Source organism: Amycolatopsis sp. NPDC043887, assembly GCF_056435665.1.
On record NZ_JBWKEB010000001.1, the window covers coordinates 968,847 to 989,509 of the forward strand.

Consider the following 20,663-nt stretch of genomic DNA (forward strand, 5'->3'; position numbering starts at 1 on the left):
TCACACCGCGTATGAATCGGACAAAGGCGACTCTTTACCGTTCCTTAGGAAAGGTTCGGCCGCCTGGCCCCTGAGCCGTTCACCGCCCCTCTAGCGAGCGGGAGTACCGTCGTAGGGGTGTTCCCCGAACATCGTCCCCGCAGGCTCCGTACCACTCCGGCGATGCGCAGGCTGGTCGGTGAGACGACGCTGCGCCCCCGCCAGCTGATCCTCCCGATGTTCGTGGCCGAGGGCGCCGACGCGCCCCGCCCGATCTCCAGCATGCCCGGCGTCGTCCAGCACACCCGCGACACGCTGCGCAAAGCCGCCGTCGACGCGGTCAACGCCGGGGTCGGCGGCCTGATGCTGTTCGGTATCCCGAAGGCGCGGGACGCCGAGGGCTCCGGCGCGATCGACCCGGACGGCATCCTCAACGTCGCCCTGCGCGACCTGAGGTCCGATCTCGGCGACGCGACGGTCCTGATGGCGGACACGTGCCTCGACGAGTTCACCGACCACGGCCACTGCGGCGTCCTCGACGCCGAAGGCGGTGTCGACAACGACGCGACCCTGCGCGTGTACGCGGAAATGGGGCTGGCGCAGGCGGAGGCGGGGGCCCATCTGCTCGGTCCCAGTGGCATGATGGACGGCCAGGTCGGCGTCATCCGCGCCGCGCTCGACCGCGCCGGGCGCACGGACACCGGCATCCTCGCGTACTCGGCGAAGTTCGCCAGCGCGTTCTACGGCCCCTTCCGTGAGGCCGTCGATTCGCAGCTGAAGGGCGACCGGAAGACGTACCAGCAGGATCCGGGCAACGTGCGCGAGGCGTTGCGCGAGATCGAGCTGGACATCGCCGAGGGCGCCGACATGATCATGGTCAAGCCCGCGCTGACCTATCTGGACGTCATCAGGGCCGCCGCCGAGACGTCGACGGTTCCCGTGGCGGCGTACAACATCTCGGGGGAGTACGCGATGGTCGAGGCCGCCGCGGCGAACGGCTGGCTCGATCGCGAACGCACGATCCTCGAGGTACTGACGTCGATCCGCCGCGCGGGGGCGGACATGATCCTCACCTACTGGGCCGCCGAAGCCGCTGCTTGGCTGGACTAAGCTGCCTCGCGTGAGCGACAGCAGAGCCGACGAAACGGACGACGAGCGCCGCAAGCGGGGAATGTCACCGGATCCGATCCTCCCCGGCCAGAAGCCGCCGAAGATCACGGTGCCGAAGCCGGTGGCCATCTCGTTCTGGCTGTGGATCCTCGCCGGTGTCGTCCTGGTGGCCGGGCAGATCGCCCTGCTGGTGCTGAAGGACGAACTGACCGAGGGCATCCTCAAGCAGATCAGGGAGAACCCGGTTCCCGGTCAGCCCGCCGATCCGGTGCAGGTCGCTTCCGGCGTGAACACCCTGCTGTGGATGCTGTTCGGCGGCGCGCTCACCTTCGCGGTCCTGTTCGCGCTGTTCGCGTACAAGGCCCGTGAGGGAACGCGGTCGGCCAGGACGGTCCTCACCGTGGGCGCGGTCTTCCTGGTCCTGGTGGAACTGCTGATCCTGCGCGGTTCGCTCAACGTGTTCCTGCTGGTGTCCACCCTGCTGGTGGCGATCGCGCTGGTGCTCATGTACCTGCCCAGCGTCGCCGACCATTTCCCGAAGGTCGGGCGCACGCTGCCATGACCTCCGAGCCGTCCCTCTACGACGAACCCGGCGTCGGCTGGACGGCTTTGCTGTGGGCGCCGCTGTTCGCCCTCGCCGGGCTGCTCGCGGAGCTGGCGACGGGTGGCCCGGTCCACTGGCTCGCCTGGATCCTGGTCGCGGTGGGGCTGGTGGCGATCACCGTGCCCTGGGTGTACGCGCGTCGCCGGTACCTCTCGCTCGAGGTCACCGCGGACGGCTACCGGCAGGGCAGGGAAACGCTGGAGGCGGCCCGGATCGCCGAGGTACTCGAAGACGAGGCCCCGGTCGGCTCGCGGGTCCTCGGCGGAGGTTGGACGATCCCCAAGAAGCACGGCGAAGTCGGGTTGAAACTCGAAGACGGCGTTTTCGTGCGCGCCTGGGCCAAGGATCCGGACGCCCTCCGCGAGGCACTCGGGGATTTGGTGCGTGCCCGCACCACAGAGTCATGAGAAACTGCCCACCGTGATCGACCTTCCCCAGCCGACCGGTGCCGATCTGTGGCCACCGGAGGACTCCCGGCGAGACGCCCGGCTGCACAAACCCCTGCGCGCCGTCGTGGGGGCGGTCGAACTGATCCTCGCCGCGCTCGCGGTGTGGGGTTCCTTCGCGTGCTGGAAGGCCGGTGTCGTCCCGGTCGTGATCACCTACGGCGAGACGACGACGCTTGAATCGCAGCGCTACTTCGGTGGCCCGCTCGCCGGCGCCATCGGGCTGGGCGTGCTGGCCGCGATCCTGGTGGTGGACGCGATCCGCCAGTTCCTGCTCGCCATCCGGGCCAAGGGCCGCAAGCCCAAGGAACCGAAGCTCAGTTGAGCCACACGACCGCGGCGTTGACCGCGGTCGAGAACAGCAGCCACAGCAGATACGGCACGAGCAGCCAGGCCGCGAGTTTCGACCGGCGGCCGAACTCCGCCATCGTGATGGGCACGACGAAGTCCAGCACGACGACGTCGGCCAGGGCGAGGGCGTGTGCGCCGCCGGCGAAGAACAGCGGCGTCCACAGCAGGGTCAGCAGCAGGCAGACGCCGTAGAAGGCGAAGCCGCGCGTTTCGCCGTCGGTGCGCCAGTAGCACCAGCCCGCGAAGGCGACCAGGAGCAGCAGGACCGACCACATCGGCCCGTAGAGCCAGCCCGGCGGCGCCCACGACGGGCGAGCCAGCGCGTTGTGCGTTTCGGAGCGGGTGGCGACCGCCAGCCCGGCCACGATGCCCACGATTCCCGCCATGGCGATGAATCCGGCCAAGGCCTGCCAGCGCAGGCGACGGTGGTGGGTCGGTGGTGACGGCACCGTGGACACGTGGATTCCTCCGCGAGGGTTTCGACGGGAGTGCTCCCACCCTAGTGGGCCTGGTCACGCCGTGCCCGGAACCGCGAGGACCAGGACACGACCTAACGGCGGGTGTCATCCGTGATTTGCGAGACTGGGGACGTGACTACCGGAGTCGATCAGTCCAAGGCATGGTTCGAACGAGCGAAGGCCGTGGTCCCGGGCGGGGTGAACTCCCCGGTGCGGGCCTTCAACTCCGTCGGCGGCACCCCGCGGTTCATGGTGCGCGGCGAGGGCCCGTACCTCTGGGACGCCGACGGCAACCGCTACGTCGATCTGGTCTCCTCGTGGGGCCCGATGATCCTCGGGCACGCGCATCCGGACGTCGTCTCCGCCGCGCGTGAAGCCGCTGTCGACGGGCTGTCTTTCGGCACCCCGACGCGTGGCGAGGTCGAACTGGCCGAAGAGATCATCGGCCGTGTCGAGCCGGTGGAGCAGGTGCGCCTGGTCAACTCCGGCACCGAGGCGACGATGAGCGCGATCCGGCTGGCCAGGGGGTTCACCGGCCGGGCGAAGATCATCAAGTTCGCGGGCTGCTACCACGGTCACGTCGACGCGTTGCTCGCCGAAGCGGGCTCCGGCGTCGCGACCCTCGGCCTCCCGACCTCGCCCGGTGTCACCGGCGCGCAGGCGGCCGACACGATCGTCTTGCCCTACAACGACCTCGACGCGGTCCGGAAGTCCTTTGTGGACAACCCGGACTCGATCGCCGCGATCATCACCGAAGCCGCCGCGGGCAACATGGGCGCCGTCGCCCCGGCCGACGGTTTCAACGCCGGCCTCAAGGAGATCGCGCACGAGCACGGCGCGCTGCTGATCATGGACGAGGTGATGACCGGGTTCCGCGTCTCGAAGGCGGGCTGGTTCGGCCTCGAAGGCGTCGCCGGTGACCTGTACACCTTCGGCAAGGTGATGTCGGGTGGGCTGCCCGCCGCGGCCTTCGGCGGCCGCGCCGACGTGATGGCGAAGCTGGCCCCGGGCGGGCCGGTGTACCAGGCGGGGACGCTGTCGGGGAACCCCGTCGCCGTCGCCGCCGGGCTCGCGACGCTGCGCGCGGCCGACGACGCCGTGTATGCGGCCCTCGACGCGAACGCGAAGCGGCTCGGCGACCTGTTCGACCGGTCGCTGACCGAGGCGGGTGTCACGCACACCGTGCAGTACGCGGGCAACCTGGTCAGCGTGTTCTTCAGCGAGAACCCGGTGACGAACTACCCGGGCGCGCAGGCCTCGGAGACCTGGCGGTTCCCGGCGTTCTTCCACGCGCTGCTGGACAACGGCGTGTACGCGCCGCCGAGCGCGTACGAGGCGTGGTTCGTCAACGCGGCCATGGGCGACGCCGAGTTCGAGATCATCTCCTCCGCGTTGCGCGTCGCCGCACGCGCCGCCGCCGAGGCGGTCCAGGCGTGAGCGAGACGACGATCGTGCACCTGCTCCGCCACGGTGAGGTGCACAACCCGGACAAGATCCTGTACGGCCGCCTGCCCGGCTTCAAGCTCTCCGACCGCGGACAACGTCAGGCGCTGACGGTCGCCGAAGCCGTCGCGAAGCACGACATCACCTACGTCGTCGCTTCGCCGCTTCAGCGCGCGCAGGAGACCGCGGCGCCGATCGCCGCCGCGCACCGCCTCGACGTCGACACCGACGATCGGCTCATCGAGGCGGACAACCAGTTCGAGGGCGAGCGCGTCGCCGTCGGCGATGGCGCCCTTCGCCAGCCGAAGCACTGGCCGAAGCTGGTCAACCCGTTCCGGCCGTCCTGGGGCGAGCCGTATGTCGAGATCGCGCACCGCATGCTCGGCGCCATCCACCGCGCGCGGCGGGCGGCCGAGGGCCACGAGGCGCTGTGCGTCTCGCACCAGCTCCCGATCTGGACCGTGCGGCGGTTCCTGGAGGCGAAGCGGCTCTGGCACGACCCGCGCAACCGGCAGTGCTCGCTCGCGTCGCTGACCAGCCTGGTCTTCGAGGGCGAGGAACTCGTGCGGATCGTCTACAGCGAGCCCGCCGGCACGACCGACCCGAAGGTGACCGGCGCATGAAGCGACTCGTGGCGGCCGTCGTCGGGCTGGCGCTCGTCGTCACCGGCTGCACCACCGGCAAGGACGCCGTCGTCACCGGCGGCTCGTTCAACTTCGTGTCGCCGGGCGGGAAGGTCGACATCACCTACGACGTCGCGGACCGCCAACCGTCGCCGACGCTGTCCGGCGACGACCTGATGAACGAGGGCAAGCAGCTCTCGATCGCGGACTTCCCCGGCAAGGTCATCGTGCTGAACCTGTGGGGCCAGTGGTGCGGGCCGTGCCGCGTCGAGGCGCCGGAGATGCAGAAGGTCTACGACCAGACCAAGGCGTCCGGCGTCGAGGTGATCGGCATCGATCTGCGCGACAACGACCGGAAGCCGCCGCAGGACTTCATGCGGGACCGGAAACTGACGTACCCGTCGATCTACGACCCGTCGGGGCGGACGCTGCTGCAGCTTTCGGGTTATCCGCGCAACATCATCCCGTCGACGATCGTGCTGGACAAACAGCACCGCGTCGCCGCGGTGTTCCTGCGGGACCTGCTGGCGTCGGACCTGCTGCCCGTCGTCCAGCGCCTGGCCGCCGAACCCGCCTGACCACTTCACGCGTTTCGTCCTCTGAATGCGGTCCTTGCGTGTGCAACTACCGCGTTCAGAGGACGAAACGCGGTAAAGGGGACGGGACCAAGGTCCTGACCGGGTGCGACGTAGGTCCCGTTGGGCCAGCCCCGGCGTTTTCACTTGAACCACACTCCCTACGCTCCTTTGCGTGAACGGTGTTACCGAGCTGGCGCTCTCAGGGCCGCTGCTGCTCGCGGCGGGTGTGGCGCTGCTGGCCGGGACGATCTCCTTCGCGTCGCCGTGCGTCGTGCCGCTGGTGCCCGGGTATCTCGCGTACCTGGCGGCGCTGGTCGGCGCGGACGCCCCCGCGGTCAGCCCCGACGAGGGGCGCAAGAAGGGCCGCTACGCCGTCGTCGGCGCGGCGGCGCTGTTCGTGCTCGGGTTCACCGTCGTCTTCGTGGTGACGCTGGGGACGCTGGTGTGGATCGCCGACGTCGTCCAGCTCAACATGGATCTCCTCCAGCGCCTCGGCGGCGTGCTGACCATCGCGATGGCGCTGGTCTTCCTCGGCTGGATCCCTGGCCTGCAGCGCGAGTTCCGGTCGCACCATGTGCCGCGCGGCGGACTGTGGGGCGCGCCGGTGCTCGGCGCGGTGTTCGGGCTCGGCTGGACGCCGTGCATCGGGCCGACGCTGTCCGCGGTCACCACCCTGGCCAGCGCCACCGGTGGCGCCGCCGTCCGCGGCTACGCGCTGATCCTGGTGTACTGCCTCGGCCTCGGCGTCCCGTTCCTCCTCATCGCGGTCGGCGCCCGCTGGGCCGTCCGCGCCACCGACTGGCTGCGCCGCCACGGCCGTCAGGTGCAGGTCTTCGGCGGTGTCCTGCTGATGATCGTCGGCATCCTGCTGGTGACCGGGCTGTGGGGCGACATGATCGGCTGGATCCGGAACACCCTCGTGAACGACCTCAGGCTGCCCTTGTGACCACCCGATACCGCCCGACGCCGCTCAAGCGCGCCATCGCCTTCCTGCGCAACACCTGGCGCGGACTGACGTCGATGCGCACCGCGCTGGTGCTGCTGTTCCTGCTCGCGCTCGCCGCGATGCCCGGCGCGCTGCTGCCGCAGCGGAACCTCAACGTCGCCAAGACCGACGAGTACATCGCCGCGCACGGCTGGTGGGGCGAACTGCTCGACCGCTTGCAGTTCTTCGAGGTCTACGGCAGCGTCTGGTTCTCGGCGATCTACATCCTGCTGATGGTCTCGCTCATCGGCTGTCTCGCGCCGCGCAGCTTCGAGTACGCGAAGGCGATGCGCGCGAAGCCGGTGCTCACGCCGCGCAAGCTCTCGCGGATGCCGCATCACGTGTCCACCACGACCGACCGGACCCCCGAGACGGTCATGAAGGACACGCACACGCTGCTCAAGGGCTGGCGCCGTGTCGAGCGCGAAGAGGCAGACGGAAGCCGGAGCATCTCCGCCGAACGCGGGTACCTCCGCGAGACCGGCAACCTCGTCTTCCACTTCGGCATGCTCGGCCTGATCATCTTCTTCGCGCTGGGGAAGATGTTCGGCTACGAAGGCCAGGTCATCGTCCAGGCCGACGGCAGCCCGTGGTGCAACTCCGGGATCCTCGGCTACGACACCTTCAACGCCGGGCTGCGCGTCGACGGCACCGACCTCAACGCGTTCTGCATCCGCCTCAAGGACTTCGAGGCGCGCTACACCGAGAGCGGGCAGGCGAACTACTACCACTCCAACATGGAGTACCAGTCCGGCGAAGACCTGAAGACCGGTGCTTGGAAGCCGTACGGGCTCGAGGTCAACTCGCCGCTGCGCACCGCGGGAGACCGCGTCTACCTGCTGAACTTCGGCTACTCCCCGAAGTTCACCGTGACCTTCCCCGACGGCACCGTGCGTACCAACATCACTCCGTGGCGTCCCGCCGACGAGCCGACGAAGCTCTCCGAAGGCGCGACGAAGATCGACCAGCCGGGGATCACCGACCCGATCGAACGCCGCACCCGCCAGCTCGCGATCACCGGCCTGCTCGCGCCGACCGCGTTCATGCACGGCAACGTGCTCACGTCTTCGCGGCCCGAGGCGAACAAGCCGGCCGTGGCCGTCGACATCTACCGTGGCGACCTCGGTCTCGACGCCGGCCGCGGGCAGTCGATCTTCCAGATCGACCAGTCGCTCGTCGAGGACGGCAGGCTCAAGAAGCTCACGCGGCAGAACCTGGACCAGGGCCAGGAGACCGTGCTGGACGACGGCACGAAAGTCCGCTTCGACGGCGTCCAGGAATGGGTCGCCATCCAGGTCTCGCACGATCCGGTGCAGGGCTGGGTGCTGGTCTGCGCGGTCGCGATGCTGATCGGGCTGGCGGGATCGTTGCTGGTCAAACGGCGCCGGGTGTGGGTGCGGGTGACCCCGGCGCGCGAAGGTGAGACGGGTACCGTGATCGAGGTCGCCGGGCTGGCGCGCACCGATCAGGCGGGCTACGGCGAAGAGTTCCAGCGGATCAGCGACAAGCTGGTCCAGGGGCAGAGAGGCAACTAGAGGTCATGCCGATCAACGAGACGCTGTCCCAGTACAGCGACTACTCCTACACCACCGCGGCGGCGATCTACGTCCTCGCGCTGATGTTCGCCCTCATCGAGCAGGGCTTCGGCGCGAAGGGCCGTCTGGCGGCGCAGCGCAGCATGCAGCGCTCCCGCGAACTGGTCGGCGCGGGCGGCCCGCCGCCGGCTTACGGGACGCCCGTCGAGCCCCCGCGCGAGATCGGCCGCCCCGAGCGCATCGGCCGCATGGGCGCCGCGCTGCTGGTGCTGGCCGCGGTGCTGCACCTGGCCGCGATCGTGCTGCGCGGGTTCGCCGTGCACCGCGCGCCGTGGGGCAACCTCTACGAATACGGCATGGCCACGACCTTCATCGCCGTCGTGACCTGGCTCGTCATCATGCGGAAGTTCCCGGTCCGCCACCTCACCGGCTTCCTGCTGCTGCCGGTCGTGATCCTGATGTTCGTCAACGGCACCATGCTGTACACGACGGCCGCGCCGGTGCAGCCCGCGCTCCAGTCGTACTGGCTGATCATCCACGTTTCCGCGGCGATCATCGGCTCGGGTGTCTTCCTGGTGCCGGGTGTCGCGAGCGTCCTTTACCTTTTCCGCGCCGCACACGACGACAACCCGGCGAAGTTCGCCAAGTTCGGCCCGAAGCTGCCCGCCGCGGACGTGCTCGACCGCATCGCCTACCGCACCACCATCTTCGCCTTCCCGATCTTCACCTTCGGCGTGCTCTGCGGCGCGGTGTGGGCCGAGGCGGCGTGGGGCCGGTTCTGGGGCTGGGACCCCAAGGAGACCGTCGCCTTCGTGGCGTGGGTCGTCTACGCGGCGTACCTCCACTCCCGTGCCACCGCGGGCTGGCGCGGGAAGAGGGCCGCGATCATCAACATCGTCGGGTTCTCCGCGACGATCTTCAACATGTTCTTCGTGAACCTGGTGACGTCGGGCCTGCACTCCTACGCCGGGGGCTGACCGCCGCCCCTGCGCGCGTGCCGACTACCGTCAATACTGAGGTAATCGGGGAAGACGTGCGCGGAGGAGGAATTCAGCGGTGACCGGACCCAGCGAAGAATCGGCTCCTGGCCACCCCGAACCCACCGAGAGCGTCCAGCCCTCGGAGTTGTTCTCCGAGGACCGGACGGATTCGGCGCCGCACCCGACGGCGAGCGGCTTCGAGGCCGAGCCGACCCAGGTCGTCCAGCCGCAGTACCCGCCGCAGCAGGCCCAGTACCCGCAGCAGCAGCCGCCGCTGCCGCAGCCGTCGCAAGGGCAGTATCAGCAGCCCTACGACCAGAACCTGCCCCCGCTGCACCCTCAGCAGCCCCAGCAGTCCCCGCCGCAGCCTGCCGCCCAGTACCCGCCGCAGCAGCAGTACGCGCAGCCGCCGCAGCAACAGGCGGTGCCGGGGCTTCCGCAGCCGCAGGGCAGGCACGCGCTCCCGGACGAGCTCGCCACCGCGAGCCTGGTGAAGCCGCAGAAGCGCAAGCCGCAGTCGGGCTGGCGCAAGGCCCTCTACGTGGGCACCGGCAAGCTCGTCAACCCGGGCGAGAGCCCCAAGGACACGCGCAAGCGCGAGCTGATCGCGCAGATCAACCAGCCGCTGCGCGGGTGTTACAAGATCGCGATGCTGAGCCTCAAGGGCGGCGTCGGCAAGACCACCACGACGACCACGCTGGGCTCGACGTTCGCTTCGCTGCGCGGTGACCGGGTCGTCGCCGTCGACGCGAACCCGGACCGCGGGACGCTGTCGCAGAAGATCCCGATCGAGACCACCGCGACCGTGCGGCACCTGCTGCGGGACGCGGACAAGATCACCAGGTACAGCGACGTCCGTTCGTACACCTCGCAGGGTGGGAGCAGGCTGGAGATCCTCGCCAGCGAGCAGGACCCGGCGGTTTCGGAGGCTTTCTCCGAGGACGACTACCGGCGCACGGTCAACCTGCTGGAGCACTTCTACAACATCGTGCTCACCGACTGCGGGACCGGTTTGATGCACTCGGCGATGAAGGGCGTTCTGGACGTCGCGGACGCGCTGGTGGTGGTCTCTTCAGGCTCCGTCGACGGGGCGCGCAGTGCGTCGGCCACGCTCGACTGGCTGGAAGCGCACGGCTACGGTGACCTGGTCAAACGCTCTGTCGCGGTGATCAACTCGGTGCGGCCGAAGGGTGGCTCCGTCGATCTCGACAAGCTCTCCGCGCACTTCGGCGCGCGCGTCCGTTCGGTGTGCCGGATCCCGTTCGACCCGCATCTGGAAGAGGGCGCCGAGATCGAGCTGGACCGGCTCGACGCGGACACCCGGCTGGCGTTGCTGGAACTGGCCGCCACCGTCGCCGACGGTTTCGGCGGCCAGCAGTACCAGCCGATCCAGCCTTAGTCCATCCATGCCCCCGCCGCCACCCTCAACGGAGGAGCGGGGCTCCCAGGCCTAGTCTTTGTCCTCGTCTTTACCTTTGCGCTGCTGCTCACCTAGCTTGCGCAGGAAGTCGGGGTCGTCGTCCGGGGCCAGCGTCGGTCGCGACGAGGGCACCCCGACACGCTCGATCCCGAACGCCCGCCACAACACCACGGCGACGGTGAGCGCTCCGATGGCCGCGAGCAGATAGATCATGCTCGGTCCCTTTCCGCGTGGAGGACGTTGCTCAATCCCACGAGGCTAGCCCCTTTGCCGCGCGCGGGGGGACTCATGGATACCCCAATGTGACGAAGGGCGGTTACGAGCCCTTCGTCACTGGAGTCCTTTTTGCGGGAAATGCCTGCTCAGACCTTGCGAGCGGGCTCGCTGGCGTCGGTGGTGAGCTCGGCGAGGAGTTCGTTCACCTCGGCCTCGCGGAACCGGCGGTGCCCGCCGGGGGTGCGGATCGAGCCGATGCGGCCCGCGGTCGCCCAGCGGGTCACGGTCTTGGGGTCGACCCGGAACAGAGCCGCCACTTCGCCGGGGGTGAGCAACCTGCCGCCCATGGTCGCGGTCATTTTCCGCCTCCTTCACGGTTCCAGTGCTAAACCGGAGGCGGGCCCTGTGCCCGTCGTGCCGGGTAGCCAACACGGCAATCGTTGCATCTCACCCGTCAGGTACTCGAACGGTTGTCCAACAGTAAAGAGCCCTTAAAGGTCAAAACCGACAACCGCGACATGCGCCTTCCGGCCCCGCGGTCTTGTCACGGATGTACGAAAACGCGCCCTGATCACGCGAATCGGGCCGTGGCACCTAAGGTGTAGCGGTGGACCAGGTGGATCGGAAGATCATCGCGGCATTACGGGAGAACGGGCGGGCTACCTACGCCGACCTCGGCCGGTCTGTCGGGCTCTCGGCTTCATCAGTGCACGAACGGGTCGGCAAACTCGAGGCCGCCGGCGTGATCACCGGCTACCACGCCATGGTCGACCCGAACACGGTCGGACTCGGGGTGACGGCGCTGGTCGGCATCCACCCCACCGACACCGCGACCGAGGACGACGTCGCGGAGGCGCTCGGGGCACTGGACGAGGTCGAAAGCTGCTACGCCGTCGCGGGCGACGAAGCCTTCGTCGTCAAAGTGCGGGTGGCGACCGTCGACGATCTGGAGCGGACCCTCGGCAGGCTGCGGCGGATCCCCGGTGTCGGCCGCACGAACACCACCGTCGTGCTCTCCACCCGCTTCGAAGGACGGCCCAACAACGCGGGCCTGGATGAGGGCCGCAACGGCAGCGCGTAGCCTGCCATGGTGTGAGCGATAATCACCTGCCCCGTGACCTGACGCTGTACGTGCTGGCCAGGTTCCTCCTGGTCGGGGTCATCGCAGGCGGCTTGCTGCTGGTCAACGTCCCGCTGCTCGTCGCGTTGCTGATCGGCCTGGTCGTGGGGCTGCCGCTGGGCCTGCTGCTGTTCCGCCCGCTGAACGCGCGCGTGACCGCCGGGCTCGCCCGCCGCAACGAAAAGCGCGCTCGCGCCCGTGCCGAACTGCGCTCGCAGCTCCGCGGCGACCGGGTGGACGGCGCAGCGTGAGCCTCCTGCACAGCCGCAGCTGGGTCCGCGAAGCCGTCCGCATCATCGAGGCCGACGCGAACCGCAGTGCCGACACGCACCTCCACGTCTTCCCGCTGCCCCCGGAGTGGGGCGTGGACCTGTACCTGAAGGACGAGTCCGTCCACCCGACCGGCTCGCTCAAACACCGGCTCGCGCGTTCGCTGTTCCTGTACGGCCTGGTGAACGGTCAGATCGGGCCGGACACCGTGCTCGTCGAGGCGTCCAGCGGCTCGACGGCGGTTTCGGAGGCGTATTTCGCGCGGATGCTCGGGCTGCGGTTCATCACCGTGGTGCCGCGCAGCACCTCGCCGGAGAAGATCGCGCTCATCGAGTTCTACGGCGGCGAATGCCACTACGTCGACCGCGCGCCGGACATGTACCCGGAGGCCGAACGGCTCGCTTCGGAGTGCAACGGCCACTACCTCGACCAGTTCACCTACGCGGAGCGCGCGACGGACTGGCGCGGGAACAACAACATCGCCGAGTCGGTGTACGCGCAGATGCAGTCCGAGCGGCACCCTGTGCCGACGTGGATCGTCGTCGGCGCCGGGACCGGTGGCACGAGCGCGACCTTCGGCCGCTACGTGCGCTATAAGCGGCACACCACGAAGATCGCTGTCGTCGACCCGGAGAACTCGTCGTTCTTCGGCGCCTGGCAGACCGGGGCGCTTGACTACAGCACCGGCATGCCTTCGCGGATCGAGGGAATCGGGCGGCCGCGCGTCGAGCCGTCGTTCGTGCCCGGCGTGATCGACGAGATGTTCCAGGTGCCGGACGCCGCTTCGCTGGCGGCCATCCGCGTGCTGCGCGAGCGGACCGGGCACTGGGCGGGCGGCTCGACCGGGACGAACCTCTTCGGCGCCTTCACGCTGATCTCGCGGATGGTCTCGGAAGGCCAGGCGGGCAGTATCGTCACGCTGCTGTGCGACGGCGGGGAGCGGTACGCCAACACGTACTACGACGACGCGTGGCTAGCGCAGAAGAACATCGACATCGCGCCTTACCTGGAGAAGTACCGGGAGTTCCTGGGGAGCGGGAAGCTCGCCCCAGAGGACTGAGGCACTGGGGTCTTTCGCAACGTCGGCTGGGCGGCCTACCTCAGGGGCGCCGGATCACCAAAAGAGCAAGGGACCTTTGCTATCGCGTGGGCCGCATTTAGTGGTCGCCCAGGCGTCGGAGCACTACAGGTAGTGGCCCTAAGGCAAAAGCTCAAGGGATGAACGGTGCGTTCATCCCGCAGGGGCCGACGTGAGCCCGACTGGTCGTGACCGGCCCTCTCGCGCCGCACTGTGTGGATTCCGGGTCACCCAACGCCCCGAAATCCACACAGTCCCGCATCAAGGGGGACTCACAAGGCGAGAGCGACGGCCGTCAGCACCGCCCACCCCAGCATCGCGAACCCGGTGTCCCGCAGCGCCGGGATCAGCGCCCGTCCCCGCGCCCCGCCGCCGACGGCCTTGACCGACTTCAGCAGCAGCGGCGCGGTCAACAGGCCCAGCAGCGCCCACGGCGTCACGAAGGCGAGCAGCACACTCATTACGTACGGGATGGCGACCAGCGTCAGGTAAAGGCGCCGGGTGCCGTCGTCGCCGAGCCGGGTGGCGAGCGTGCGCTTGCCGGACTCGATGTCGGTCGGGATGTCGCGGAGGTTGTTGGCGGTCAGCACGCCGGTCGAGAACGAGCCGACGGCGACCGCGCAGCCGAGGGCGGTCCAGCTGAGCTGTCCGGCTTGGACGTACACGGTGCCCAGAACCCCGGCCAGCCCGAAGAAGACGAAGACCGCGATCTCGCCGAAACCGTAGTAGCCGTAAGGCTTCTTACCGCCGGTGTAGAACCAGGCGCCGAGGATGCAGACCGCGCCCATCGCCAGCAGCCACCACAGCCCGCTGATCGCGACCAGCACGAGCCCGAGGACTCCGGCGAGCCCGAGGGCCACGAGAGCGGCCGCCAGGACGGCCTTCGGCTTCGCGACTCCGGAGCCGACCAGCCGCAGCGGGCCGACGCGGTTCTCGTCAGTGCCGCGGATGCCGTCGGAGTAGTCGTTGGCGTAGTTGACGCCGACGATCAGCGCCAGCGAGACGAGCAGCGCGAGAATCGAACGGACCCAGGAGAAGCCGTCGAGCGCGATCGCCGCGCCGACTCCGGCGACCACCGGCGCCACCGCGTTGGGCAGCGTCCGCGGGCGTGCCCCTTCGATCCATTCACCAGCAGTCGCCATGCCGCCATTCTGGCCCTGGCCACTACCGGCCGGTATGCGGGGCTCGTCACCTGCTCGAGGCATCGCGAGCAGGTGACGAGTCGCGCTACTTGAGGTCGTCGATCACGTCTTCCAGCGTCCAGGTGAGGGTGCCGCTGTTCGGAACGGCGGTCTCCGGTTCGTCCGCCAGCGCGGGTCCGGCCAAAGCGACCAGTCCCATCGTGACGGCGGTGCAGGCCAATACTGTGCGTGTCCAGCGCGTCATACGTAGACGTAAACCCGCGGGTAATGATCGTGTCAACAACGTCCCAGTAATCGGTGGGGAATTCACGACCTTCGTAGGAGATTCCTGACGGCCGTCCTGTCGACCTTGCCGGGGCCTCGCAACGGCAGCTCTTCGGCGAATTCGACCCGCTTCGGAGCAGCGGCCGCGCCGGCCTCTTCACGGCACGCGGCACGCAGCGAATCGACGTCGCGACCAGCGCCGACGACGAGCGCGACGACGGCTTCGCCCCACTCCGGGTCAGGTACCCCGACCACGCACGCGTCCCGGATCCCGGGCTGCGCGGTCAGGATCCGCTCGACGGTCGCGGCGGCCACCTTCACCCCGCCGGTGTTGATCATGTCGTCGATCCGGCCGAGGATCTCCAACCGCCCGTCGGCCGACCACCGACCGCGGTCGGAAGTGCGGAACCGGCCGTCCTCGAACGCCTCCGCGGTCAGGTCGGGTCGCAGCCGGTAGCCGTGCGCGAGAACGTCACCCGTGATACAGACCCGCTCGTCCTCGAGTGCGACGCGTACTCCGTCCAGCGGTACGCCGTCGTAGACGCAGCCGCTCGCGGTCTCGCTCATGCCGTACGCGGGCACGATCTTCACGCCCGCTTCGGCGGCGCGCTCGCGCAGATCCGCTGTCGTCGCCGCGGCGCCGACGATGATCGCGTCGAAGGCGCGGGCCGCCGCCAGACCGGGGCCGCCCGCGTCGAGCAGCCGCCCGAGCTGGGTCGGCACGAGTGCGGTGTAGCGCGGGCCGTCCAGGGACAGCAACGGCGCGGCGGCTTCCGCGAAGTCGTCCGGCCGGAAACCGGACGCGTGCAGCACGGACGGCGTCGTCCCGGCCAGCAGCGAGCGCACCAGCACCTGGAGCCCGCCGATGTAGTGCGCCGGGGTCGCGAGCAACCAGTGGCCCGGTCCGCCGAGCCGCGCATGGGTGGCGTGCGCCGACGCGGTGAGCGCCGACGCCGACAGCAGCACACCCTTCGGCTCGCCGGTGGAGCCGGAGGTGGCGATGATCACCGCCGTTCCGGGCTCGGCCGGGCGCGTCGGCTCCATCGCGTCCCGCAGGACCTCGGACGTGTAGGGGAGGACGGCCTGGCCGCCGTCGAGCGCCTCGGCCAGTGCCGAGGTCAGCTCGTCGACCGACCCTGGACTCCCGTCCACCTCCACCGCACGCATCCCACCACCCTACGTCCCGCATTTCGTCCTCTGAATGCGATCGTTGCGCACGCAACTACCGCATTCAGAGGACGAAATGCGAGGGGTCAGTAGTAGTACGGGAAGGCCGACCAGTCGGGGGAACGCTTCTCCAGGAAGGAGTCGCGCCCTTCGACGGCCTCGTCCTGCATGTACGCCAGTCGAGTGGTTTCGCCGGCGAAGAGCTGCTGGCCGACCAGACCGTCGTCGGTGAGGTTGAACGCGTACTTCAGCATCCGCTGCGCCGTCGGCGACTTGCCGTTGATCGCCCACGCCCAGTCCAGCGCCTCGGCCTCGAGCTCCGCGTGCGGGACGGCGGAGTTGACCGCGCCCATCGCCTGCATCTGCTCGGCGGTGTACTCGCGGCCGAGGAAGAAGATCTCCCGCGCGAACTTCTGCCCGACCTGCTTGGCCAGGTACGCCGAGCCGTAGCCGCCGTCGAAGGAGCCGACGTCGGCGTCGGTCTGCTTGAACCGCGCGTGCTCGGCCGAGGCGAGCGTGAGGTCGCACACGACGTGCAGCGAGTGCCCGCCGCCGGCGGCCCAGCCCGGGACGACCGCGATGACCACCTTCGGCATGAACCTGATCAGCCGCTGGACCTCGAGAATGTGCAGCCTTCCGGCCCTGGCCGGATCGATCGTGTCGGAGGTCTCCCCATCCGCGTACTGATACCCGGAGCGTCCGCGAATACGCTGGTCACCACCGGAACAAAACGCCCAGCCGCCGTCCTTCGGCGAGGGGCCGTTGCCGGTGAGCAGGACGCAGCCGACGTCCGAGCTCATCCGCGCGTGGTCGAGCGCGCGGTACAGCTCGTCGACGGTGTGCGGGCGGAAGGCGTTGCGGACCTCGGGACGGTCGAACGCGACACGTACGACACGTTTGCCTGAGCGGCTCTCAGAGGAGCGGTGATAGGTGATGTCGGTGAAGTCGAAACCTTCGACCTCGGTCCACAAGGCGGGGTCGAACAGCTCGGAAACCTGGGCGTCATCCACGTTTGGGAGAATAGGACGTGTGGCCGTGAGTCGTAGTGTGAAACCCGAGGTCTGCCGGTGAATCCATCCACCGCGCAGGCCAGGGTCATCGTCGACGAACTCGTCCGCAACACCGTCTCGCACGTCGTCCTCTGCCCGGGCTCACGCAACGCCCCGCTGTCGATCGCGCTGTACGACGCGGCGGCCGCCGGACGGCTCCAGCTGCACGTCCGCATCGACGAACGCGGCGCCGCCTTCCTCGCCCTCGGCATCGCCGCGCGCACCGGCCGCCCTGTGGCCGTGCTGTGCACGTCGGGCACCGCGGCCGCGAACTTCCACCCCGCCGTGCTGGAGGCCGACCGCGCCGGTGTCCCGCTGATCGTGCTGACCGCCGACCGGCCGCCCGAGATGCGGGCCGCCGGCGCGAGCCAGGTCATCGACCAGCACCAGCTCTACGGCAACGCCGTCCGCTACTTCGACGAGCTCGCCGTCGCCGAACGCCGCGCCGGGCAGAACTCGTACTGGCGCGGCCAGATCTGCCGCGCCTGGAACGCCGCTTACGGCGAATGGCGCTGCGGGCCGGTGCACCTGAACATCCCGTTCCGGGAGCCGCTCGTGCCCGATATCGATGATGACGGCGAGTGGTACGAGTCACTCGAAGGGCGTCCCGACGGCGCTCGCTGGACGGAGCTTCCCGACTTCGGCGCGCTTCCCTCGTTCGTGGTGCCCTCGGCCCGCCACGGCCTGGTCATCGCGTGCGACACCGGCGTGCAGGCGGCCAGCGAATGGGCCGAACTGCACGGCTGGCCGGTCGTCTCCGAGACCGGCGGCATCGGGATGGCGGGCGCGACGGCGATCTCGTCGGGCGCTTGGTTGCTCGGCGTCGAGGAGTTCATCTCGCGGCACAAGCCCGAACAGGTCCTGTGCATCGGGCGCCCGACGGTGTTCCGGCAGGTCCAGCGGGTGCTGTCCGATCCGGACGTCGAGGTGCTGCTGGTCCGGCCCGATTCGGACTGGCCCGCGCCCGCGCACAACGTCCGCCAGGTCGGCCAGTGGTTCGACGAGCCGACCAAACCGGCCGATCCGGAGTGGCTCGCCGGCTGGCAGCGCGCGGACAAGGCGGCGTCGGCGGCGGTGGCCGAAACACTGGCCGACGAACCGTGGCCGAGCGGGCTGCGCCTGGCGACCGAGCTGGTCGACGCGGTCCCGGAGGGGTCGCTGCTGGTCGTGGGCTCGTCCAACCCGACCCGTGACGTCGCCCTCGCCGGACGGCTGCGGCCCGACGTCCTCGTGCACCGCAACCGCGGCGTCGCCGGGATCGACGGCATGGTGTCGACCGCTATCGGCGCCGCGACCGTCCACAGGGGACATTCGTACGCCCTGCTCGGCGACCTGACGTTCCTGCACGACGCGAGCGGCCTGCTGACCGGGCCCGCCGAACAGCGCCCCGACCTGACGATCGTGGTGCTCAACGACGACGGCGGCGGCATCTTCTCCCTGCTGGAGCAGGGCGCGCCCGAGCACAACGCCAGCTTCGAGCGGGTCTTCGGCACACCGCACGGCGCCGACCTCGGTGCCCTGTGCGCCGGTTACCGCGTGCCGCACGTCGTCGCCGAGACGCTCACCGAGTTCCGTGCGGCGCTCAAGCCCGCGCCGGGGCTGCGGGTGGTGGAGGTCCGCGTGGACCGAACGCGACACCGTGACCTGCACGCGCGCCTCCGTACGGCGGTTTCGTCGGCCGTACGCGCTGTCTAGCCGTTTTTGATCTCAGTCCAGGGGCTAGGAACCCCTCCTTCGGACGTGTCTCCGCGTTGATCGTCTGGCTACGTTCGAGCGCGCTGACAAATCCTGGGAGGATTCGCAATGCGCTTGAAGACTCGCTCCGGCTTCGCCGGATTGACCGCGGGCGTCGTCTCGGTGCTACTCGCCGGCAGCGCGGCCGCCGCACCCGCGCCCGGCTCGATCGGCATCGGCGACCCGTACTACCCGCACGCCGGGAACGGCGGCTACGACGTCGCTCACTACGACCTCCGGCTGACCTACCAGCCGTCCACCGACCTGCTGTCCGGCGCCACGACGATCCTGCTCACCGCGACGCAGGACCTCTCGGCGTTCAACCTCGACTTCGGGCTGAAGGTGTCGAGCGTCCGGGTCGGCAACCGGCCCGCGAAGTTCGCGACATCGACCGACGGCACCGGTGAGCTGACCGTCACGCCGGCCTCGCCGTTGAAGAAAGGCCAGACGGCGACGGTCGTCGTCGCCTACGCGGACACGCCGTCGAAGGTGAAGATCGACGGCTTAACCGCCTGGAAGAAGACCCCGGACGGCGCGCTGGCCGTCGACGAACCGCAGAGCGCGGCCTGGTGGTTCCCGTCCAACGACCACCCGACCGACCTGGCCACCTACGACGTCTCGGTCGAGGTCCCGAACGACGTCGCCGCGCTGTCGAACGGCACGCTCGTGCGCAAGACGGTGCAGCGGCCGGGCTGGACGCGATGGAACTGGCGCAGCACCAAACCGCAGGCGACGTACCTCACGTCGCTGGAGGTCGGCAAGTTCGAGGTGAACGAGCAGACCACGCCGGACGGCAAGCCGTTCATCACCGCCTACGGCGCCGACCTCGGCGAATCGCTCGGCGCGGCCAAGGCCAGCATCGAGCGGACGCCGGAGATCACCGAATTCCTCGCTTCGAAGTTCGGGCCCTACCCGTTCGAGGCGCAGGGCGGCGTCGTCACCACCGGCATCACCTTCGCGCTGGAGAACCAGACGCGGCCGGTGTACGGCGCCAGGGCCTTCCGGTCCGGCTCCAACACGTCGATCGTCGGCCACGAGCAGGCGCACCAGTGGTTCGGCGACAGCGTCACGCTCGGCAAGTGGAGCGAAATCTGGCTGAACGAGGGCTTCGCCTCCTACGGCGAGTTCCTGTGGTCGGAGGAGAGCGGCGAGGGCACGGCAGACGAACTCGCCCAGTACATCTACGACTCGGTGCCAGCCGAGGACCCGTTCTGGCAGGTCCTGCCCGCCGACCCGGGCGCGGACAACCAGTTCGACGCGGCCGTCTACGACCGCGGCGCGCTCGCCGTGCACGCGTTGCGCAAGGCTGTGGGTGACGACACGTTCTTCCGGATCCTGCAGACCTGGCAGCAGGTGAAGAAGGCCAAGTCGGCGGTGATCGGAGAGTTCATCGCGCTGGCGGAGAAGATCTCGGGCAAGCCGCTGTACGACCTGTTCCAGACGTGGCTGTACACCAAGGGCAAGCCCGCGGCGAGCCCCAACGGCACGCAGGCTCTCCGGGCCGCTGTGGCGCCTGTCGCACCGAAGTCCTACCCGCAGATCAAGGCGACCCATGAATTCCTCGCCGAGCGACACGCCCACTGACGGGTAGCGCTACGCTCGCGGCGTGACGGCCAAAGCGGAGCGGGTGAGGCGCATCGGGTGGTATGCCACCCTCGTTGTCGCCTCACTCGTCACCGTGCTCGGCGTCTCGCTGCTGTTCGCCGCCATCCGCAACGACAGCGCGATCGAAGCGCAGCTCGGGCAGGCGACGGCGCAGGTCGAGTCGGTGGCCTTCGACCGAACGATCATCAACTACGCGACCCCCGACGGCATCATGCACAGCCCGGCCAACGGTGTGCTCTACCCGGCCGGGCTCGCCGCCGGGCAGCTCGTGAACATCGAGTACGACGTCGGCGACCCGGAACTCGCGCGGGTGGCGGGCCGCTCGGCGTCGAACACGCTGCTGCCGCTGGGCAGCATGATCTTCTTCACCTGGCTGATCGCCGGCCCGCTGCTGTGGTGGATCCGGCGGCAACGGCTGGCTTACCGGCACTCGCTCGCCGAGTCGTCCGCCTGATCACGCGAGTTACGCCTTCAAGCACGTGAGTCCCGCCGCCAAGCACGCGAGT

General features: G+C 69.2%; 24 protein-coding genes. 17 read left to right on the top strand and 7 right to left on the bottom strand.

Features of this window, described 5'->3' with window-relative positions; all coding sequences use genetic code 11:
• The first annotated feature begins 117 nt into the window (after positions 1 to 117).
• The 4 genes from hemB to AC069H_RS04805 are packed head-to-tail and all read left to right on the top strand — an operon-like array spanning position 118 to position 2,464.
• Positions 118 to 1,089 carry a porphobilinogen synthase gene (gene hemB, locus AC069H_RS04790; protein ID WP_478229502.1) on the top strand — a complete coding sequence of 324 codons (972 nt, stop codon included), beginning with the start codon at positions 118 to 120 and terminating at the stop codon, positions 1,087 to 1,089.
• A 10-nt stretch (positions 1,090 to 1,099) separates the two neighbouring features.
• Complete coding sequence (locus AC069H_RS04795; RefSeq protein WP_378434401.1) at positions 1,100 to 1,651, top strand: hypothetical protein; 552 nt, start codon at positions 1,100 to 1,102, stop codon at positions 1,649 to 1,651.
• Positions 1,648 to 2,100 (top strand): hypothetical protein, encoded by a 453-nt coding sequence (locus tag AC069H_RS04800; RefSeq protein ID WP_478229505.1) that lies wholly within the window; start codon positions 1,648 to 1,650, stop codon positions 2,098 to 2,100. Before AC069H_RS04795 ends, AC069H_RS04800 begins: the two co-directional genes overlap by 4 nt.
• Positions 2,078 to 2,464, top strand: a complete 387-nt coding sequence (locus AC069H_RS04805) for a hypothetical protein (protein ID WP_478229506.1) — start codon at positions 2,078 to 2,080, stop codon at positions 2,462 to 2,464. Before AC069H_RS04800 ends, AC069H_RS04805 begins: the two co-directional genes overlap by 23 nt.
• Here the strand turns inward: AC069H_RS04805 and AC069H_RS04810 are convergent.
• Entirely contained in the window at positions 2,457 to 2,948 is a 492-nt protein-coding gene (locus AC069H_RS04810) for a TspO/MBR family protein (protein WP_340684887.1), read from the bottom strand. The genes AC069H_RS04805 and AC069H_RS04810 overlap by 8 nt on opposite strands.
• A gap of 132 nt (positions 2,949 to 3,080) precedes the next feature.
• Between AC069H_RS04810 and hemL the strand changes: the two genes are divergently transcribed.
• The 7 genes from hemL to AC069H_RS04845 all read left to right on the top strand — a co-directional run bounded on the left by hemL (position 3,081) and on the right by AC069H_RS04845 (position 10,491).
• Entirely contained in the window at positions 3,081 to 4,385 is a 1,305-nt protein-coding gene (hemL, locus tag AC069H_RS04815) for a glutamate-1-semialdehyde 2,1-aminomutase (protein ID WP_340684886.1), read from the top strand.
• Entirely contained in the window at positions 4,382 to 5,014 is a 633-nt protein-coding gene (locus tag AC069H_RS04820; RefSeq protein WP_340684885.1) for a histidine phosphatase family protein, read from the top strand. Before hemL ends, AC069H_RS04820 begins: the two co-directional genes overlap by 4 nt.
• On the top strand, positions 5,011 to 5,592 hold the full coding sequence (locus AC069H_RS04825) for a TlpA family protein disulfide reductase (RefSeq protein ID WP_478229507.1): 582 nt from the start codon (positions 5,011 to 5,013) through the stop codon (positions 5,590 to 5,592). The genes AC069H_RS04820 and AC069H_RS04825 overlap by 4 nt, the downstream gene beginning before the upstream one ends.
• 172 nt (positions 5,593 to 5,764) lie before the next feature.
• Entirely contained in the window at positions 5,765 to 6,538 is a 774-nt protein-coding gene (locus AC069H_RS04830; RefSeq protein ID WP_125678892.1) for a cytochrome c biogenesis CcdA family protein, read from the top strand.
• A 74-nt stretch (positions 6,539 to 6,612) separates the two neighbouring features.
• A complete protein-coding gene (resB, locus tag AC069H_RS04835) occupies positions 6,613 to 8,112 on the top strand; it encodes a cytochrome c biogenesis protein ResB (RefSeq protein WP_478231418.1) in 1,500 nt (499 codons plus the stop codon).
• A gap of 5 nt (positions 8,113 to 8,117) precedes the next feature.
• Positions 8,118 to 9,089 carry a c-type cytochrome biogenesis protein CcsB gene (gene ccsB / locus AC069H_RS04840; RefSeq protein ID WP_478231360.1) on the top strand — a complete coding sequence of 324 codons (972 nt, stop codon included), beginning with the start codon at positions 8,118 to 8,120 and terminating at the stop codon, positions 9,087 to 9,089.
• Between the two features lie 79 nt (positions 9,090 to 9,168).
• Positions 9,169 to 10,491: a MinD/ParA family ATP-binding protein gene (locus AC069H_RS04845; protein ID WP_478231361.1), complete on the top strand. Its 1,323-nt coding sequence runs from the start codon at positions 9,169 to 9,171 to the stop codon at positions 10,489 to 10,491.
• Positions 10,492 to 10,542: 51 nt separating this feature from the next.
• On the opposite strand, the gene AC069H_RS04850 is transcribed toward AC069H_RS04845, so the two are convergent.
• Together AC069H_RS04850 and AC069H_RS04855 are read right to left on the bottom strand one after the other, a co-directional pair.
• Complete coding sequence (locus AC069H_RS04850) at positions 10,543 to 10,725, bottom strand: hypothetical protein (RefSeq protein WP_016330943.1); 183 nt, start codon at positions 10,723 to 10,725, stop codon at positions 10,543 to 10,545.
• Positions 10,726 to 10,874: 149 nt separating this feature from the next.
• Positions 10,875 to 11,087 (bottom strand): BldC family transcriptional regulator, encoded by a 213-nt coding sequence (locus AC069H_RS04855; protein ID WP_005151795.1) that lies wholly within the window; start codon positions 11,085 to 11,087, stop codon positions 10,875 to 10,877.
• A 248-nt stretch (positions 11,088 to 11,335) separates the two neighbouring features.
• Here AC069H_RS04855 and AC069H_RS04860 point away from each other — a divergent pair, with 248 nt between their 5' ends.
• Genes AC069H_RS04860 through cds1 form a run of 3 tightly spaced genes read left to right on the top strand, consistent with a single transcriptional unit; the run spans position 11,336 to position 13,178 of the window.
• Positions 11,336 to 11,809, top strand: coding sequence for an Lrp/AsnC family transcriptional regulator (locus tag AC069H_RS04860; RefSeq protein WP_034310644.1), 474 nt, complete (start codon positions 11,336 to 11,338; stop codon positions 11,807 to 11,809).
• A gap of 11 nt (positions 11,810 to 11,820) precedes the next feature.
• Positions 11,821 to 12,099, top strand: coding sequence for a DUF4229 domain-containing protein (locus tag AC069H_RS04865; protein WP_007030895.1), 279 nt, complete (start codon positions 11,821 to 11,823; stop codon positions 12,097 to 12,099).
• A complete protein-coding gene (gene cds1, locus AC069H_RS04870) occupies positions 12,096 to 13,178 on the top strand; it encodes an L-cysteine desulfhydrase Cds1 (protein WP_478231362.1) in 1,083 nt (360 codons plus the stop codon). Before AC069H_RS04865 ends, cds1 begins: the two co-directional genes overlap by 4 nt.
• 290 nt (positions 13,179 to 13,468) lie before the next feature.
• Here cds1 and AC069H_RS04875 read toward each other — a convergent pair whose 3' ends face one another.
• The 4 genes from AC069H_RS04875 to AC069H_RS04890 form a co-directional block, all read right to left on the bottom strand.
• Positions 13,469 to 14,338: a 1,4-dihydroxy-2-naphthoate polyprenyltransferase gene (locus tag AC069H_RS04875; protein WP_478231363.1), complete on the bottom strand. Its 870-nt coding sequence runs from the start codon at positions 14,336 to 14,338 to the stop codon at positions 13,469 to 13,471.
• An 85-nt stretch (positions 14,339 to 14,423) separates the two neighbouring features.
• Complete coding sequence (locus AC069H_RS04880; protein ID WP_340684878.1) at positions 14,424 to 14,582, bottom strand: hypothetical protein; 159 nt, start codon at positions 14,580 to 14,582, stop codon at positions 14,424 to 14,426.
• 62 nt (positions 14,583 to 14,644) lie between these two features.
• Positions 14,645 to 15,769: an o-succinylbenzoate--CoA ligase gene (menE, locus tag AC069H_RS04885; RefSeq protein WP_478231364.1), complete on the bottom strand. Its 1,125-nt coding sequence runs from the start codon at positions 15,767 to 15,769 to the stop codon at positions 14,645 to 14,647.
• 86 nt (positions 15,770 to 15,855) lie between these two features.
• Complete coding sequence (locus AC069H_RS04890; protein ID WP_038520089.1) at positions 15,856 to 16,779, bottom strand: 1,4-dihydroxy-2-naphthoyl-CoA synthase; 924 nt, start codon at positions 16,777 to 16,779, stop codon at positions 15,856 to 15,858.
• Between the two features lie 57 nt (positions 16,780 to 16,836).
• Here AC069H_RS04890 and menD point away from each other — a divergent pair, with 57 nt between their 5' ends.
• From menD to AC069H_RS04905, 3 genes are all read left to right on the top strand, one after another.
• On the top strand, positions 16,837 to 18,513 hold the full coding sequence (menD, locus tag AC069H_RS04895) for a 2-succinyl-5-enolpyruvyl-6-hydroxy-3-cyclohexene-1-carboxylic-acid synthase (RefSeq protein ID WP_478231365.1): 1,677 nt from the start codon (positions 16,837 to 16,839) through the stop codon (positions 18,511 to 18,513).
• A gap of 108 nt (positions 18,514 to 18,621) precedes the next feature.
• Entirely contained in the window at positions 18,622 to 20,136 is a 1,515-nt protein-coding gene (locus AC069H_RS04900; protein WP_478231366.1) for a M1 family metallopeptidase, read from the top strand.
• A gap of 22 nt (positions 20,137 to 20,158) precedes the next feature.
• Positions 20,159 to 20,611 carry a DUF3592 domain-containing protein gene (locus AC069H_RS04905; RefSeq protein WP_478231367.1) on the top strand — a complete coding sequence of 151 codons (453 nt, stop codon included), beginning with the start codon at positions 20,159 to 20,161 and terminating at the stop codon, positions 20,609 to 20,611.
• Positions 20,612 to 20,663: the final 52 nt, after the last annotated feature.